Raw genomic sequence first — 15,456 nt, forward strand, 5'->3', positions numbered from 1 at the left:
TATAGATGAAAAATATTGCAACTTTCTATTTATCAATCTTTTGTCTGGTGAAAATAATGGCGTTCTATCACAAGCGACACAAAAAAATCACACTGAAACCCATCGTTATATCGTTACAGATGGTGTTATGTGCGGGGTTATATACCACACAGAGTGCTGTATTTGCGGCACAACACATGCAGCGCAGTCATTATAAAATAGCTGCAGCCAACCTGAACCAAGTCCTCAACCTCTTCGCAGCACAATCAGGCATTGCTATTGCGATGGATGGTGCACAATTAGCGCACTATAAAAGTGCTGGTTTACATGGGTCTTATAGCGTGCCAGAGGGTTTTAATACGTTATTGGCCAATACTGCTTTTCAGGCACAACAAACTGCGCAAGGTTATATTATCGTCAAAAAAGCGCAACAGCCAAATACAAGCGCCCAAGCCGTCACTCAACTCCCGCCTGAAGCTGCCGCAGTCGATGCTGAAACAACCGTAGCAGAACTGGCTGTGATCGAATTACAAGCACAACAAGATACCACCAAAACCGAAGGTCGGAATTCCTATACCACGGGGCAAATGAATACTGCGACAAAACTGAAGCTATCGATGCGCGAAACGCCACAGTCTGTAAGCGTACTGACACGTCAGCAAATTGATGATTTAGCACTGACCACATTGGATGATGCCGCGCAGAATGTCACCGGTTTGGTTATGCAAAAAGGCTACTATACCGGTGACTCAGGCAGTATTAGTGCCCGTGGTTTCCCCCTGTCTAATATCTTGATCGATGGTGTGCCGATGACCTTGGGCGCAAATGGCACATTTAATGGCGATAATGATGCCTTAGATATTTATGATCGTGTTGAAGTGGTCCGTGGTGCAACAGGTTTGACAACCGGTGTAGGTACACCATCTGCCAGTATCAATCTTGTGCGTAAACGCCCCACCACCCAAGCACAAGGAGCCGCGACCATAAGTCTAGGAAGTTGGCAAAACTATAAAACCAGTCTTGATTATGCCGGACCGCTCAATCGCTCAGGTGCCTTACGTGCGAGAACGGTTGTTTCAGCACAAGATCGTAATGAGTTCTACGACCAAGCTGATGCGAAAAATTATCAGTTTTACGGTATTGTAGAAGCAGACCTCAGCCCACAGTTACTTGCCACATTGGGTGTGCATTATCGCAAAGTCGATAATCATGGTGGTTCACAAAATTTACCCAATATCAGCAATGGCGAGCTTTTACAATTCACCCCCACAAGCAATCTTTCGAATGCTTTCGATTATTGGAAGCAAGAGGATCTATCTGTTTTTTCTGAGCTTCTTTATAAGATCAATGAAGATTGGAACCTTAAGTTCTCCAGCCTTTGGAAACGCCCACAACAAGATCTATTATTTACCAGTTTACAAGCTGCTTCTACCCAACAACCTTGGCGACAACATAGCCAAGCCTACCAATTAGATAATACTGCAGACAGCTATGATTTGGCTGTTGATGGGCACTATCAACTGTTACAACGCAAACACGACATTATGTTTGGGCTGAGCCATCGTGAAAAACATAATAAAAACTGGGGAGGTTGGGCAGATTATGCTTGGACAAACCAAGCACCTGCCATTGATCTTTCACATTGGGATGCTTGGCAAGTCACCAGACCAGAAATCGATATGGATTTATGGAATATCGACAACAAAACCAATCAACAAGGTATTTATGCTGCGACACGGCTAAACTTGGCGGACCCACTGAAAATTATTTTGGGTTCCCGTTGGAGTTGGTATAGCAGTAAAAACCTACGCAACAATAGCCGTTATGAACAAAAGGCTGAGTTTACGCCCTATTTAGGGATCATCTATGATCTCAATCCGCAACATTCTGTCTATGCCAGTTGGACTGAAATATTTGAACCGCAAAGTGCGGTTGACCGTTATGGTGAACAATTGCAACCCATTACCGGTGTTAACTATGAAATTGGTCTAAAAGGTGAATATTTTGATGGTCAACTCAATGCCAGCATTGCAGGCTTCTTGGTACAACAACAAAACCGCTCCATCAGTGATTTAGAGGGACCTAATCCCTGTCCAGGTAACACGCAAGGTTACTGTTCTAGAGCATCTGGTGAAGTGGAAAGTAAAGGTTTTGAGCTTGAGCTAAATGGTGCATTAACTGAGTATTGGCAGTTATCGGCAGGCTATACCTATGTCAACACCGAATATAGTAAGGACAGCAATGCTGAAAATGTAGGTAAAATATTTAATCCAAGTCTCCCGAAGCAGCAATTTAAACTCTCAACGCAATATCAACTTCCAGCTCAATTTAACCAATGGCGAGTCGGTGGCAGTATTTATGCACAAAATGCAACTTCATCAAGTGATGATCCTCATATACGCCAAGCTGGCTATGCGTTGGTTTCGTTATATAGCAACTATGCTGTCAATAAAGACCTCAATCTGCAATTCAATCTAAATAACCTATTGAACAAAAATTACTATACCAGTTTAGGTTGGAATAGTGGCGGAACTGCTTTTGGCGCAACGCGAAATTTTATGATCACTGCAAAATATAAATTTTAAATAAAAGAGCTCGAATATTGCTGTGGCAATAATTCAATTGATTCGCGATATTTACAGTGGTGAATAAACTCAGCCAGGTCCAACAACAAAGAAATCAGGAGATGATCGATTGGTACTGTTGTTGCGCTTGGCTTAAAATCATATCGGCTTGTTGATATTCTATTGCACAGTATAAATCTACTGCAAGACAGATTTCTCCTGCAAAGACAGAAATAACTTTCGCATACAACAACCATGAAATTTGTCATTATTTTAAAGTAATATAAATTATTAAATTAAGTTTTATTTATTGTTAATTATGTCAATTTTTATTGACGAACTGTGGTGTGTATCTAATACTCACTGCCCTCTCCATTCTTTTAAATACTAAAAATGTCCGTGTATGATGCTTTGAAAAAAAAACTAATACCGCGTAAACGCTTAATGATGATGATCATTATAATATTGCTCGTCATTTTTATGGCATATCAATTCTTAAAATCTTCTCCAAAGCAAATCGCAGAAGAAGGTCCAGCTGCGCAAAGTAGCAAGGCTGTCTTGAGTGTAAATACCGTTCGACCAGAACGGCAAAATTGGCCGCAGCAGTTCAATGCCAACGGTAACGTTGCGGCTTGGCAAGAAGTTGTTATTGGGAGTGAGCTTTCCGGACAACGCATTACCAAAGTTATGGTGAATGTTGGAGATCACGTGCGTAAAGGGCAACTACTTGCCGAGATCAATAGTGATAGCATTCGTGCAGAGCTGGCATCAGCACAAGCCAATGCAGCGGAAGCTCAGGCAGTATTGGCTGAGGCAAAAGCGAATCTGACTCGTATTCAACAACTTAAAGATACTGGTGCGATTTCAAAACAAGAAGCCAACCAATATCTGACCACCACGCAAACTGCTCAAGCCAAGCTTGATGCTGCAAAAGCACAAATCAATAGCCAAAAAATTCGCCTGCAGCAAACCCAAATTATTGCATCTGATCAAGGGGTGATTTCTGCACGGACGGCAACTGTTGGCTCCTTGGCGCAAGCGGGACAAGAGATGTTTCGATTGATTCGCGATAATCGCTTGGAATGGCAAGCAGAAGTGACTTCAACTGATTTATATCAATTAAAACCAGGTATGTCAGTTAAGGTTATTCCACCTGATCCCAATCAAGCTGCAATTAAAGCAACTGTTCGTATGTTGCCTCCTGCCATTGATCCGCAAAATCGCTATGGTCTGGTCTATGTCGATCTGCCCCCTAATAATGCGTTACGTATGGGTATGTATGTCAAAGGTGAGTTTGATTTAGGCGACAAAATGGCAATCACTGTACCGCAAAGTGCGATTTTAATGCGTGATGGCTTTAGCTATGTCTTTATTATTAGTCCAGATAAGCACATTCGCCAACAAAAAGTTAGTATTGGGCGACGTCTCAATGATCGTGTTGAAGTTCTCGATCTTGCCAATGCCGATAATGTCAACTTAGTGGCTGCGGGTGTAGGATTCTTAGCAGATGGTGATTTGGTCAGTATCAGTAAAGCCATTCCCGACACGCCTTTAACCAAGCAACTGACGACGGAACAGGAGAAATAATATGAATTTCTCTGCTTGGTCTATACGCAATCCTATTGCTGGTATTCTACTGTTTATCATGTTGGGCTTAGCGGGTCTAATGTGCTTTAAATGGATGAAAGTTCAGCAATTTCCAGATGTTGAACTCCCCATGGTGACCATTGCTGCAGCCCTACCAGGTGCAGCACCACCGCAGCTTGAAACAGAAGTGGCGCGTAAAATTGAAAATTCACTTGCCAGTATTCAAGGTCTAAAAAATCAATATTCCACCATCAAAGATGGTGTGGTACAGATTACCGCCGAATTTCAACTAGAAAAACCAATCCAAGAAGCATTAGATGATGTCCGCAACGCCGTTGCACAAGTACGCTCTGATTTACCGCTAGACTTACGTGATCCGATTGTAAGTAAAGTCGATTTATCCAGCATGCCAGTCTTGACCTATACCATACAATCCCCTCAGATGGATGAAGAGGCGCTATCATGGTTTGTCGACTATAATGTCGCGCGTGCCCTGCTGCAAGTCAAAGGGGTTGGTGCCGTCTCACGGGTCGGTGGCGTAACCCGCCAAGTCAATGTTGAACTTGATCCAGAAAAATTACTGGCATTGAATGCAACAGCAGCAGATGTAACACAGCAATTACGTTTAGTACAACAAGAAACATCAGGTGGTCAAACTAAAATTGGTGGTAGTGAACAATCTATTCGCACCATTGCAACAGTAAAAACTGCGGCTGAAATTGCCGCAATGGATATTCCCCTAAGCAATGGCAAACGGATACGTCTAGATCAAGTTGCCACCGTGCGTGATGGTATAGCTGAACGACGCAGTGCGGCTTTATTGAATGGTCAGCCTGCAATTGGTTTTGAAATTTCACGTAGTAAGGGTGCTAGTGAGGTCGAAGTCGCGCAAGGGATCGAGCAAGCACTGCAAAAACTCAAACTGGCACATCCAGATATTCAACTCACTGAAGCCTTTAACTTTGTCAATCCTGTGATTGATAACTATGAGGGTTCAATTGCTTTACTCTATGAAGGCGCCATTTTAGCCATTTTAGTGGTTTGGTTATTTCTACGTGACTGGCGTGCAACACTGATTGCAGCCATTGCCCTACCGCTCTCAATTTTACCGGCATTGATTGGCATGTATTATTTGGACTTTAGTCTGAATATGATCACGCTTTTAGCATTGTCGTTGGTGGTCGGAATTTTAGTCGATGACGCCATCGTAGAGATAGAAAATATTATTCGGCATTTACGAATGGGTAAAAGTCCCTATCAAGCAGCCATGGAAGCTGCGGATGAAATTGGTTTGGCCGTGATTGCGACCACCTTCACCCTGATTGCGGTTTTTCTACCGACCGCTTTTATGAGCGGTATTAATGGTCGTTTCTTTGCCCAATTTGGCTGGACTGCATCTTTGGCAATTTTTGCATCGTTATTGGTTGCACGTTTATTGACCCCAATGATGTCAGCTTATATCTTAAAGCCTTGGGTGAAATCATCAAAAGAGCTGGAAACCAGCGCTGTCGAACAACAGAAATTTGATCCATCAGAACAACATGATGTAACACATCTTGATCATGGTGCAGGAAGCCAGCAATTGGCAGCAGAACGTGCACAGGACGGTGCGATCATGCAAAAATATATGCAATGGGTAAGCTGGTGCTTAAACCATCGCTGGTTAACTGTTTTTGCAGCTTTTGTGTTTTTTATAGGTTCGTTGATTCTTATTCCTTTGGTTCCAACAGAATTTCTACCGGCTGAAGATACTGGACAAACACAAGTCAATATCGGGCTACCACCGGGAACACAATTTCCAGAAACACTGAAAGCCGCTGAATATGCCCGTCAGCTGATTAAAGATAATCCCAATATTAAAAGCATTTACACCACAATTGGTGCAGGAACCGCAGGAACGAATGATATCTTTGCTGGCGGGATTGCCAGTGAACCACGTAAAGCAACGTTGACGATTCAATTGTTAAACCGTTCAGAACGCTCTGAAAGTTTAAAAGATATTGAAAGTGAGTTTCGTGATCGCTTAGCTGTTATACCCGGTGCGCGTATTGAAGTGGGCAATGCCGGTGCGAATAATCAATACCAATTGTCGCTTTCTGGTGATGATCCAGAAATATTAGTCCAGACCGCACAACAGTTAGAAAGAGAAATGCGTAGCATTCCAAATGTCGGTGCAGTTCTTTCTAGTACAGCATTGATTCGACCAGAATTAGTGGTACGCCCAGACTTTGCCAAAGCTGCAGATTTAGGCATCACCACACAAAGTATTGCCGATACATTACGCATAGCTACTGCTGGCGATTTTGATCAGAACCTTGCCAAATTAAATTTATCACAACGCCAAGTCCCGATAGTGATTAAACTACCGCTTACCGCACGGCAAGACAGCGAACTGATCAAACGCTTAATGATACCGGGTAGTAAGGGGGCTGTAATGCTGGGCAGTATTGCCAGCATCGACATCGAAGGCGGACCGTCACAAATTGATCGCTTCAATCGCTTACGTAATATCCACTTTAGCATTGAATTAAATAATCAATCACTTGGCGATGTAACCAATGCGGTTGAGCAACTTCCGATCATGCAAAAACTACCGCCTGGTATAAAACGTACAGATGTAGGTGATACTGAGGCGATGTTAGAGTTATTTGCAAGTTTCGGTTTGGCTATGTTGACAGGAATACTTTGTATCTATGTTGTTTTAGTCCTGTTGTTTAAAGACTTTTTACAGCCTATCAGTATCTTAGTGGCTTTACCGCTGTCCTTAGGTGGCGCCTTTTTATTACTGCTTTTGGCTCAGAGTAATTTTTCTATGCCGAGTCTGATCGGCTTGATTATGTTAATGGGTATTGCCAGTAAAAACTCTATTCTACTGGTGGACTATGCCATTATGGCCCAAGAAAAGCATCACTATTCACGCTTCAATGCATTATTAGATGCTTGCCATAAACGCGCACGTCCAATTGTGATGACCACCTTGGCGATGGGTGCAGGTATGTTGCCAATCGCACTGGGATTTGGTACAGATCCAAGTTTTAGAGCGCCCATGGCGATTGCCGTAATTGGTGGTTTGATCACCAGTACGTTATTGTCATTATTGGTGATTCCTGTGGTCTATACTGTTATTGATGATATCAAACAAAAGTTGCTGTCTTGCTTTAAAAAAGGAAAAGTTGTCAAGCAATCATAAGCCTTTGCGTTAAGATCTAAAATGCACAAACACGCTTTTTCTCAGTGCTTGTGCATTCACTAAAAACATCATGCCCAGCGGTTTACTATTTTTTCTATCAACTTTTTATATCAACTAAAATAAAATGCGCTGACCATTCATTGCTTAAAACCAACCTTTAAATCTAGACAGGCTAATATTTTTATAAATAAATAATGGTCAGGCTATTCAATCACGATGTTCAACGCTTTTCTATTGCCATCGCTGCTTTATATTTTATCCAACTTGCTAAACCTTGAATGCTTCATGCTATATTCAAGCGATTTCAGACTAAGTATTAAAACGTTTAGACTAAGCATTAAACGCTTGCTCAGTCATTTCCCCCAAATAAGACAACGCATGTAATTTAAAATTTTCAATCTCTAAATCGGTATTTTGTTCAAGGACACGTTTTATTAAATCCGTTCGAATGATTGCCAACATCGATTTATTTATATTTGTAGATGACAGTGAAAAAGTACCTTCAGCCATATGTTTTGATGAATTTCTAGCGTCTTCATATGTCGCATAAACCAAATACCAATGTTTCTTGTTAGTATGCATTTGAATGCCCATCTGTGAAATTTAAATCGTTAATATAGCATCGCATTTTTTAAAAAATTGTTGCGACAATGTAGTTTAAAACGGCGATATTCTCAAAACATCGTGTATTTTTACAATACGATACACCGCGATATAGACTTGCGATGGCGCTTTTATATTTTCCCCTTGGGTTTATATTTTTCCCTAGGTTTATATTTCCTTTAAGTAAAGCCTAAAGACCACGCGCATTACCGTACTCGATCTTATGGGTAGATGTCTTCTTAAAAATTAAAATCGATATGTTCTACAATCGTCGTTACGATTTCTTTTCCACTTTCCACCACCAACTTGCCCGCATCCAAGACCAGCTCGACAACATCAATCGGATCTGGATTGATTGCAGCAGTATAGTCACTGGTTTTTTCTTTATTTGCATCAAGTTGATCTTGCTGTTGCGCCAAGATTTCATTTTCTACATCATTCATATGAGATGTCCTTCATGCATTACTTTTAATCAATTTATGGCAATGTATCCTGTAAAATTAATCGCTCAGTTTCATCTGTCGGCTCAAATAGTCAACATCTTGCTGTAACAACGTAATAATCGGCTGGGTTAATAACTCATGACGCCAGCCCAATAAATATGGGCTTAAATCTTGTGCTTGACCTTGAAATACCACATATTGATACAGCTGATTGAGCCATTTCTTACGCATTAATACTTCTTTAGGCACATGTATCTGCTCAGACACCTGAGCAATCAGCTGGTCCACCACCAAAGTTACACCTTGTGATGACTGCTTAATGGGACGTGCCAAACGCAGTGGCCATTTATCTGGTTCGGGTAAATAATTCAGTAAATCTAAAATGATTTTGCCATATTCACGCACAATGACTGGACGCATACCTTTGATTTGTGACAATTGGAAATTATTCTTAGGTCTCTTCTCAACCAAATCAATCATGGTGGCATTTTTTAAAATAAAGCTACGTGGCTGATTCAGTGCTTTCACCATCTGTTCACGCCAGACACTGAGTTGTTGTAACTGCATTAATTGTTTTGGTGTATGGCGATAATTTCCAACTTCAGTAAATAGTTTGTCTTGGGGTACCTCTTGGGCAATTTCATAAGCCAAATGCTTGCAATCTTCAAGCACAAAATCATAGAGTTGTTTTTCTACCAAATGAGACTTTATCTGTTCTGCCAACTGGGTAATATATAAAACATCATTGGCCGCATATTGTAATTGATCAGAACTCAAGGGACGCGCTAACCAATCAGAACGCGTTTGATCCTTGGCAATATCAATATTTAGAACGTGCTTTAAGGCATTCTGATAACTCACTTGTAGACCATAACCCAAATAAGACATCGCAATTTGCGTATCAAAAACATTTTCAATTTTTTTGTTATTTGAATAGTAGTAAATCAAATCAATATCCTCACTACATGCGTGGAAGATATTCTGTTGTGCTTGAAAAACTTTATGCCAGAAAGTACTGAGATCTAAACTGGTGCCATCCAATAAAAACACCTGTTCATTGATATTAATCTGTAATACACCCAATTTTGGCCAAAACGTATCGACCTTAATAAATTCGGTATCGATGCCATAAATCGAGTGTTGACTCATGAGATTCAGAACTTGATCAAGTTCTGTCTGTTGTTGGATGAATTGAAACATGTGAATTTTGAGTCAAAATAATATATTCAAATTAAAAGGGATTTTAACTTAATTCAAAAAATTAAAATACATTATGATCATTTTAAAGTCTTTCATTAAGTTAGTTTTTTGAACGAAAATGATTTTACAATCTGTTTTTTGAACAAGTAACTCACACTTTATCACAATACGACAGCGTTTGTGTTTAATATCGAGCACAAGGTTGATCAAAATTAGGCTTTCAATTCATCTAATAAATTAAGTGTCGAATAATTAAGCTTATCAATGTAGAAACTCAATATTAAAATAATGTCAATGAATGAAGACGATGTACTGCTGGTCAAACTTTAAATCAGTGCACATTTAAAGACATCATGCAAAAAGCAATTTTTAGAAAAAACAATCTTTAGCAAAAGCTTTAAAACTAACTTTAAAACGAAGCAGCTTGGAGAAGCTAAGTCACTCGGAAAGCAATGTAGTTTGGAAAATCAGTATTTGGAAAATCAATATAAGTTGTAAAGCAATGATAGGTTCATTATTTAGCATAAAGGTATGGGCTTGCCAAGCATTGTTAACACACCCATCTCAAAACAATTTATTTCATTTGCATTCGATTATGTACCGCCTGACTTAAAGTATGGCTATCGACATATTCCAACTCGCCACCTTGTGGTACACCTTGTGCAATACGTGTCATTCGCACAGCCAAATGCTTTGCTGCTTCCTGCAGATAATGTGCGGTTGCTTGCCCTTCTACAGTGGCATTGGTCGCCAAAATCACTTCCTCTATCGGTTCTTCTGCCAAACGCTGTAATAAGTGCGGAATACCTATTTCATCTGGACCAATACCATCTAAGGGCGATAAGTGACCACCAAGTACATGATAACGCCCATTAAAGCTGCCACTTTGCTCTATCGCCAAAACATCTGCTGGCGACTCAACCACACACAATAATTGTGCGTTGCGTTCCTTAGACTGACAAATATCACAAATATCATGTTCGGTTAAGGAATGACAAACTTGACACGCATGAATATAATTGGCGGCTTCATGTAAAGCATGTGCTAACTGTACAGCGCCATCACGATTTTTCATCATCAGATGTAAAGCCATACGTTGTGCCGATTTCGGCCCAACGCTCGGCAAAATTCGCAACGCCTGCACCAACTGATCAAAACGATCACTAAACACAGTTGAATCCTAGAATAAACCAGATAAACCTGGTGGTAAGCCCATACCAGAATTGGCAGATTTCAGTTTTTCATCGCTGATGGTTTCTACTTGACGCGCTGCATCATTGATTGCGGCAGCAATCAAATCTTCAATCATCTCTGGATCATCTTGTAATAATTCAGGATTAATCTCGATACGTTTTACAACATTGCGACAAGTCATGGTCACTTTGACCAGACCACCACCTGCTTCAGCCTGAACTTCGGTTTGCGCCAACTCAGCTTTGGCTTTTTTAACGTTGTTCTCAACTTCTTTTTGCATACGCTGGGCTTGCTGCATAAGCATATTAATGTTCATAATTCACTCCAAGCAAAGGGCTAAAATAAATATTTCAACAGGTTAGGGTTAACTTGATATCCGGTCGATTAGAGCGCTATCAAGTCTAAGCCACGTGAAAGGTCATGGATAATATCATTAATATCCTCTATGCCAACAGAAACACGAATCAAAGCTTCAGAAATACCTGCTGCCTGTTTTGCCTCTACGGATAATTTGCCATGTGTGGTGGTTGCAGGATGGGTAATGGTACTTTTCGCATCGCCCAGATTTCCTGTAATCGAAATAAACTGGGTTTGATCTATCACCGTCCATGCTTGTTCACGCCCACCTTTCACTTCAAAACTGACAATACCACTAAAACCAGTTTGCTGTTTTTTTGCCAAAGCATGACTTGGATGATCTGCTAAGCCTGCATAATGTACAGCATGAACTTTGGGATGTTGTTGTAACCATTCAGCCAAGCGTAAGGCATTACGATTATGTTCCATCATGCGTAAACGCAAAGTTTCCAAACCTTTTAATAACACCCAAGCATTAAATGGGCTCATAGACGGTCCAGTAGTACGGACATAGCCATGTACTTCTTCCAATAAAGCTTGACTACCCAACACAGCTCCACCTAAAGTACGCCCTTGACCATCTAAATATTTTGTGCCTGAATAAATCACCAAATCCGCACCAAGCTGTAGCGGACGCTGAAAAATTGGGGTACAAATCGTATTATCAATTGCCAACAAAGCACCATGTTGTTTTGCCAACTGTGATAGCGCGGCAATATCTGCAACTTCACTCAGTGGATTGGATGGCGATTCAACAAATAATAGCTTGGTTTGACTACACATCGCATTTTGCCAAGCCGATACATCCATTAAGTCGACAAAGTCGATATCGATACCAAATTTACGAATATATTTTTCAAATAAAGCAATGGTTGAACCAAATACTGCACGGGAGCAAATCACATGATCGCCCTGACTTAAGAAAGTCATCGCCACAGCCATAATGGCAGCCATACCAGAACTGGTCGCTACCGCACGTTCTGCACCTTCCATCGCTGCAAGACGTTTTTCAAATGTATTAACCGTTGGATTGGTGAAACGAGAGTAAATATTACCCGCACTTTCACCTGAAAATTTAGCCGCAGCTTCTGCTGCACTTTGATAGGTAAACGATGATGTTAAAAAAATTGGCTCTGCATGCTCGCCTTCAAAACTACGGGTATGTCCGCTGCGAATGGCCAAAGTATTAAATTGAAAGCTATTATCATCGTGGTGATTCATGATTATTTTTCAGTCACTTGGACTGCCCTGCTAAATAATTACAAACATTTTGAGCGTTTTAGCCATTTCAGGTCAAGGTAAAATCTATATTTTTACAGAGATGATTTGCGATTTTGCAAAATTCACCACCAAGTCAAATACAATGGATGAGGAATGAAGCCACTCTATCAGCGTTTTACTGCATCAAACCGCAAAGCACACAATCTTGCTGCACGTCTTTTTAATGCCCATCAATTACGTCTTTCACAACAACAACCATTTGATGTGATTTACCGCCTCGAACACTTACAAGTTCGTTACTATCCTGCTGTGCAAAAACGCTATCTGGAACCCTTGGTCTTTGTCGCACCTCTAGCAATTGATATGTCTATTTATGATTTATTGCCATATCGCTCCTTAGTGCAATATTTTAGCCAGCATGGCTTTGAGGTTTATTTACTCGACTGGGGGGTCATCAACAAAAGTCATCACCAACTTAATTTCTTATCTTTCATTGAACAGTATTTACCACAGTGTATTGAGCAGATTTGCCAACACGCCCATAGCGCGCAAATTACCCTGCATGGTTGGAGCATGGCTGGTTTATTTGCAGCACTATATACCAGCGCACAAAGCCAGCAAAGCGTTAAAAATCTCGTAGTCTTAGGCAGTCCTATCGATAGTCATGCTTCTGGTTATATTGGAAAAATATGCCAAACACTCGACCGGATCATTCGCAGCCAGCCCACTTTGCACAAGATATGTTACCAAGAAAAAATTCCCAGCTATTTACTGCAAACATCAGGTATTCTCAATAGTTTAGCGTTTAAATTGGTCGATCCTAAAGGCTGGTTCAATGCCCAAAAAAATCTGCTACTCAAATTGGCAGACCGGCAAAGTGTACGTGAACATGCGACCATGGGCAGTTTTCTCAATCATATGTTTGATTATCCTGGTGGTATTGTCAAAGACATGCTATTTCAGATCTGGCTTAAAAATGCTTTATTATCTGGAAAAATCACCTTACAAGATCGTCAGTTTGATCTAAAAAATATTGATTGCCCACTTTTGGTAGGTGCAGGACAAAATGATCAAATTGTTAGTCGTGAAGCAGTGTATCCCCTCACCTATTTGACCAGTAGCCAAGACCTAAGTTTTCAGCTGATTCCGGGCGGGCATCTCGGTTTAATGTCCAGCCAACAAAGTGCACAACAATTTTGGCCATTTTTACTCGCATGGTTACAACAACGTTGTACCGTTAATGACTCAACCGAAAACATAAACTGTTAAAAAGCAATAAAATGACTATCGTTAGCAGAAATTTAGAACATCACGTCGACTAGGCTATGTTGTAATCTCAGGCTTTCATTTGAACGACATCCATTTGTTGTATTTCTTGGTCACATGCAAAAGAGGAACATATCATGACAACAACTGTAGCATTTATCGGTCTTGGCGCAATGGGCTATCGTATGGCGGCGCACCTTCCCAAGCATTTTGCACAGGTCTATGTCTGGAATCGTAATTTTGCTAAAGCGCAACAGCATGCGCAACAATACCAAAGCCAAGCTGTGCCCTTAGCGCAAATTGCAGACGCCGATATTATTTTCTCTTGCTTACCCACCAGCCAACAAGTAGATGAAATACTCCAGCAAATCCAACCCAAAGCAGGCGCAATTTGGGTCGACTGTACCAGTGGTGAACCACAAGCTGCACGCGCTCAAGCAGAGCGTTTACAACAATTTGAGGTTGCATTTTTAGATGCACCGGTAAGTGGTCAAACCATTGGTGCAGAAAATGCAAGTTTAACCTTTATGGTTGGTGGCGATGAACACGCATTTCATCAAGCCCGCCCAGCCATGCAAGCAATGGGGCAACTGATTCAACATGTCGGGCATTCCGGTGCCGGTTTTGCAGTAAAAGCAGTAAATAATATGATGATGGCAATGCATTTATGTGCAGCAACAGAAGGCTTCAGTACACTCAAGGCACATGGCGTCAATTTAGACAAGGCTTTAAACTGTATTAATGCATCTAGTGGTCAAAGCTTTATTACCCAACATGCCTTACCAGAACGAATACTCAATCGTTCATTTCCATTAACCTTTGCATTGCCTTTATTGGCTAAAGATACCCGTATTGCAGTTGATTTGGTGCATCAGGCAAAATTGGTCACCCCCCTCATGGGACTATGCCAAAGCTTAATTCAAGCCGCAGCGCAACAACAACCCGCCGACAGTGACTTCTCAACCGCAGCACAACTTTATGAATCATTGAACAAAATAAAATTAGAATAATGCTGTGCATTGAATATACACAATTCGTCCCTATAATGATGCTTAGGCTCTACTGTTCTAAATAAAAGGAAGAACAATGAAGAAACTTATTATCTCTGCATTCGCACTATGTGCGGCATCTGCCTTATATGCAGCAGACGCACAACAAGAGTGCCAAAAACTGAAAGATGAACATAATGTCATCTATGCTTCAAAAGGATTTTGTTTTAAAGACCCAGAAGCCAAAGCCAAACACGGTAATGAAAACTGCTTTACCAACAAACCAAAATTTTCAGACAAAGAACAGAAACGTCTTGACGAAATTAAAGAACGTCAAAAAGAACTGAATTGTAAATAATTCACCAATAAGGAAAGTGCTATGGCCTATGATGACCAAAATATTTTTGCAAAAATTTTAACAGGCGAACTTCCAGCACTTAAAGTGTATGAAGATGATCAAGTCCTTGCATTTATGGACATTATGCCGCAAGCCGATGGTCACACCTTGGTCATTCCAAAAGCCCCAGCGACCACATTACTAGATCTAGACCCAGAGATCGCAGCCTATACCATCCAAGTGGTGCAAAAAATTGCCAAAGCAATTGAGTCAGCATTAGATGCCAAAGGTATTGTTTTAATGCAATTATCGGGTGCTGCTGCGGGTCAAACTGTGCCACATGTACATTTTCATTTGATTCCCAGCTCCATCCATCAATTGGGTCGCCATGCAGCGACGCCGGGTGACCCTGCAGTGATCCAAGCATTTGCTGACAAAATTAAAGCTGCTTTAGCAACACAATGATCCAATGAACACCTTAAAACGCGTGTTTTATCTAATTGAAAAAAAAGAAGAAGCTTCGGCT

At 40.9% G+C, this 15,456-nt stretch carries 13 protein-coding genes; 7 read left to right on the forward strand and 6 right to left on the reverse strand.

The features are described from left to right. Positions 1-56: 56 nt before the first annotated feature. The 3 genes from BFG52_RS09395 (at position 57) to BFG52_RS09405 (ending at position 7,320) form a co-directional block, all read left to right on the forward strand. Positions 57-2,564 (forward strand): TonB-dependent siderophore receptor, encoded by a 2,508-nt coding sequence (locus BFG52_RS09395; protein ID WP_067555180.1) that lies wholly within the window; start codon positions 57-59, stop codon positions 2,562-2,564. 423 nt (positions 2,565-2,987) lie between these two features. Next, positions 2,988-4,130, forward strand: coding sequence for an efflux RND transporter periplasmic adaptor subunit (locus BFG52_RS09400; RefSeq protein WP_407639250.1), 1,143 nt, complete (start codon positions 2,988-2,990; stop codon positions 4,128-4,130). A 1-nt stretch (position 4,131) separates the two neighbouring features. Continuing rightward, a complete protein-coding gene (locus BFG52_RS09405) occupies positions 4,132-7,320 on the forward strand; it encodes an efflux RND transporter permease subunit (protein ID WP_067555186.1) in 3,189 nt (1,062 codons plus the stop codon). A 330-nt stretch (positions 7,321-7,650) separates the two neighbouring features. Here the strand turns inward: BFG52_RS09405 and BFG52_RS09410 are convergent, their stop codons facing one another. The 6 genes from BFG52_RS09410 to BFG52_RS09435 all read right to left on the reverse strand — a co-directional run bounded on the left by BFG52_RS09410 (position 7,651) and on the right by BFG52_RS09435 (position 12,338). Then, positions 7,651-7,902, reverse strand: a complete 252-nt coding sequence (locus tag BFG52_RS09410) for a hypothetical protein (protein WP_157758095.1) — start codon at positions 7,900-7,902, stop codon at positions 7,651-7,653. A gap of 260 nt (positions 7,903-8,162) precedes the next feature. After that, entirely contained in the window at positions 8,163-8,366 is a 204-nt protein-coding gene (locus BFG52_RS09415; RefSeq protein ID WP_067555192.1) for a hypothetical protein, read from the reverse strand. A 57-nt stretch (positions 8,367-8,423) separates the two neighbouring features. Further along, complete coding sequence (locus BFG52_RS09420) at positions 8,424-9,566, reverse strand: ribonuclease D (protein ID WP_067555195.1); 1,143 nt, start codon at positions 9,564-9,566, stop codon at positions 8,424-8,426. A 574-nt stretch (positions 9,567-10,140) separates the two neighbouring features. Beyond that, a complete protein-coding gene (gene recR, locus BFG52_RS09425; RefSeq protein WP_067555198.1) occupies positions 10,141-10,737 on the reverse strand; it encodes a recombination mediator RecR in 597 nt (198 codons plus the stop codon). Positions 10,738-10,746: 9 nt separating this feature from the next. Further along, positions 10,747-11,076: a YbaB/EbfC family nucleoid-associated protein gene (locus BFG52_RS09430; RefSeq protein ID WP_067555201.1), complete on the reverse strand. Its 330-nt coding sequence runs from the start codon at positions 11,074-11,076 to the stop codon at positions 10,747-10,749. Between the two features lie 68 nt (positions 11,077-11,144). Further along, positions 11,145-12,338, reverse strand: a complete 1,194-nt coding sequence (locus BFG52_RS09435) for an O-succinylhomoserine sulfhydrylase (RefSeq protein ID WP_067555204.1) — start codon at positions 12,336-12,338, stop codon at positions 11,145-11,147. 153 nt (positions 12,339-12,491) lie between these two features. On the opposite strand from BFG52_RS09435, the gene BFG52_RS09440 reads away from it, so the two are divergent. The 4 genes from BFG52_RS09440 (at position 12,492) to BFG52_RS09455 (ending at position 15,395) form a co-directional block, all read left to right on the forward strand. Next, positions 12,492-13,607, forward strand: coding sequence for an alpha/beta fold hydrolase (locus BFG52_RS09440; RefSeq protein ID WP_067555207.1), 1,116 nt, complete (start codon positions 12,492-12,494; stop codon positions 13,605-13,607). Positions 13,608-13,741: 134 nt separating this feature from the next. Further along, positions 13,742-14,614: an NAD(P)-dependent oxidoreductase gene (locus tag BFG52_RS09445; RefSeq protein WP_067555210.1), complete on the forward strand. Its 873-nt coding sequence runs from the start codon at positions 13,742-13,744 to the stop codon at positions 14,612-14,614. 76 nt (positions 14,615-14,690) lie between these two features. Further along, the gene (locus BFG52_RS09450; protein ID WP_067555213.1) at positions 14,691-14,951 is read left to right on the forward strand and encodes a YARHG domain-containing protein; all 261 of its coding nucleotides are present in this window, start codon (positions 14,691-14,693) and stop codon (positions 14,949-14,951) included. Positions 14,952-14,972: 21 nt separating this feature from the next. Beyond that, a complete protein-coding gene (locus BFG52_RS09455; protein WP_067555216.1) occupies positions 14,973-15,395 on the forward strand; it encodes an HIT family protein in 423 nt (140 codons plus the stop codon). The last annotated feature ends 61 nt before the right edge of the window (positions 15,396-15,456 follow it).

Origin of the sequence: Acinetobacter larvae, assembly GCF_001704115.1 — a bacterium.
Taxonomy (GTDB): domain Bacteria; phylum Pseudomonadota; class Gammaproteobacteria; order Pseudomonadales; family Moraxellaceae; genus Acinetobacter; species Acinetobacter larvae.

Excerpts from the sequence above, each read along its gene's own strand:
- BFG52_RS09455 (WP_067555216.1), top strand. The coding sequence starts at position 14,973 with ATGGCCTATGATGACCAAAATATTTTTGCAAAAATTTTAACAGGCGAA.
- BFG52_RS09435 (WP_067555204.1), bottom strand. The coding sequence starts at position 12,338 with ATGAATCACCACGATGATAATAGCTTTCAATTTAATACTTTGGCCATT.
- BFG52_RS09400 (WP_407639250.1), top strand. The coding sequence starts at position 2,988 with ATGATGATGATCATTATAATATTGCTCGTCATTTTTATGGCATATCAA.
- BFG52_RS09430 (WP_067555201.1), bottom strand. The coding sequence starts at position 11,076 with ATGAACATTAATATGCTTATGCAGCAAGCCCAGCGTATGCAAAAAGAA.
- BFG52_RS09445 (WP_067555210.1), top strand. The coding sequence starts at position 13,742 with ATGACAACAACTGTAGCATTTATCGGTCTTGGCGCAATGGGCTATCGT.
- BFG52_RS09395 (WP_067555180.1), top strand. The coding sequence starts at position 57 with ATGGCGTTCTATCACAAGCGACACAAAAAAATCACACTGAAACCCATC.
- BFG52_RS09450 (WP_067555213.1), top strand. The coding sequence starts at position 14,691 with ATGAAGAAACTTATTATCTCTGCATTCGCACTATGTGCGGCATCTGCC.
- BFG52_RS09440 (WP_067555207.1), top strand. The coding sequence starts at position 12,492 with ATGAAGCCACTCTATCAGCGTTTTACTGCATCAAACCGCAAAGCACAC.
- BFG52_RS09415 (WP_067555192.1), bottom strand. The coding sequence starts at position 8,366 with ATGAATGATGTAGAAAATGAAATCTTGGCGCAACAGCAAGATCAACTT.
- BFG52_RS09405 (WP_067555186.1), top strand. The coding sequence starts at position 4,132 with ATGAATTTCTCTGCTTGGTCTATACGCAATCCTATTGCTGGTATTCTA.
- BFG52_RS09420 (WP_067555195.1), bottom strand. The coding sequence starts at position 9,566 with ATGTTTCAATTCATCCAACAACAGACAGAACTTGATCAAGTTCTGAAT.
- BFG52_RS09410 (WP_157758095.1), bottom strand. The coding sequence starts at position 7,902 with ATGCATACTAACAAGAAACATTGGTATTTGGTTTATGCGACATATGAA.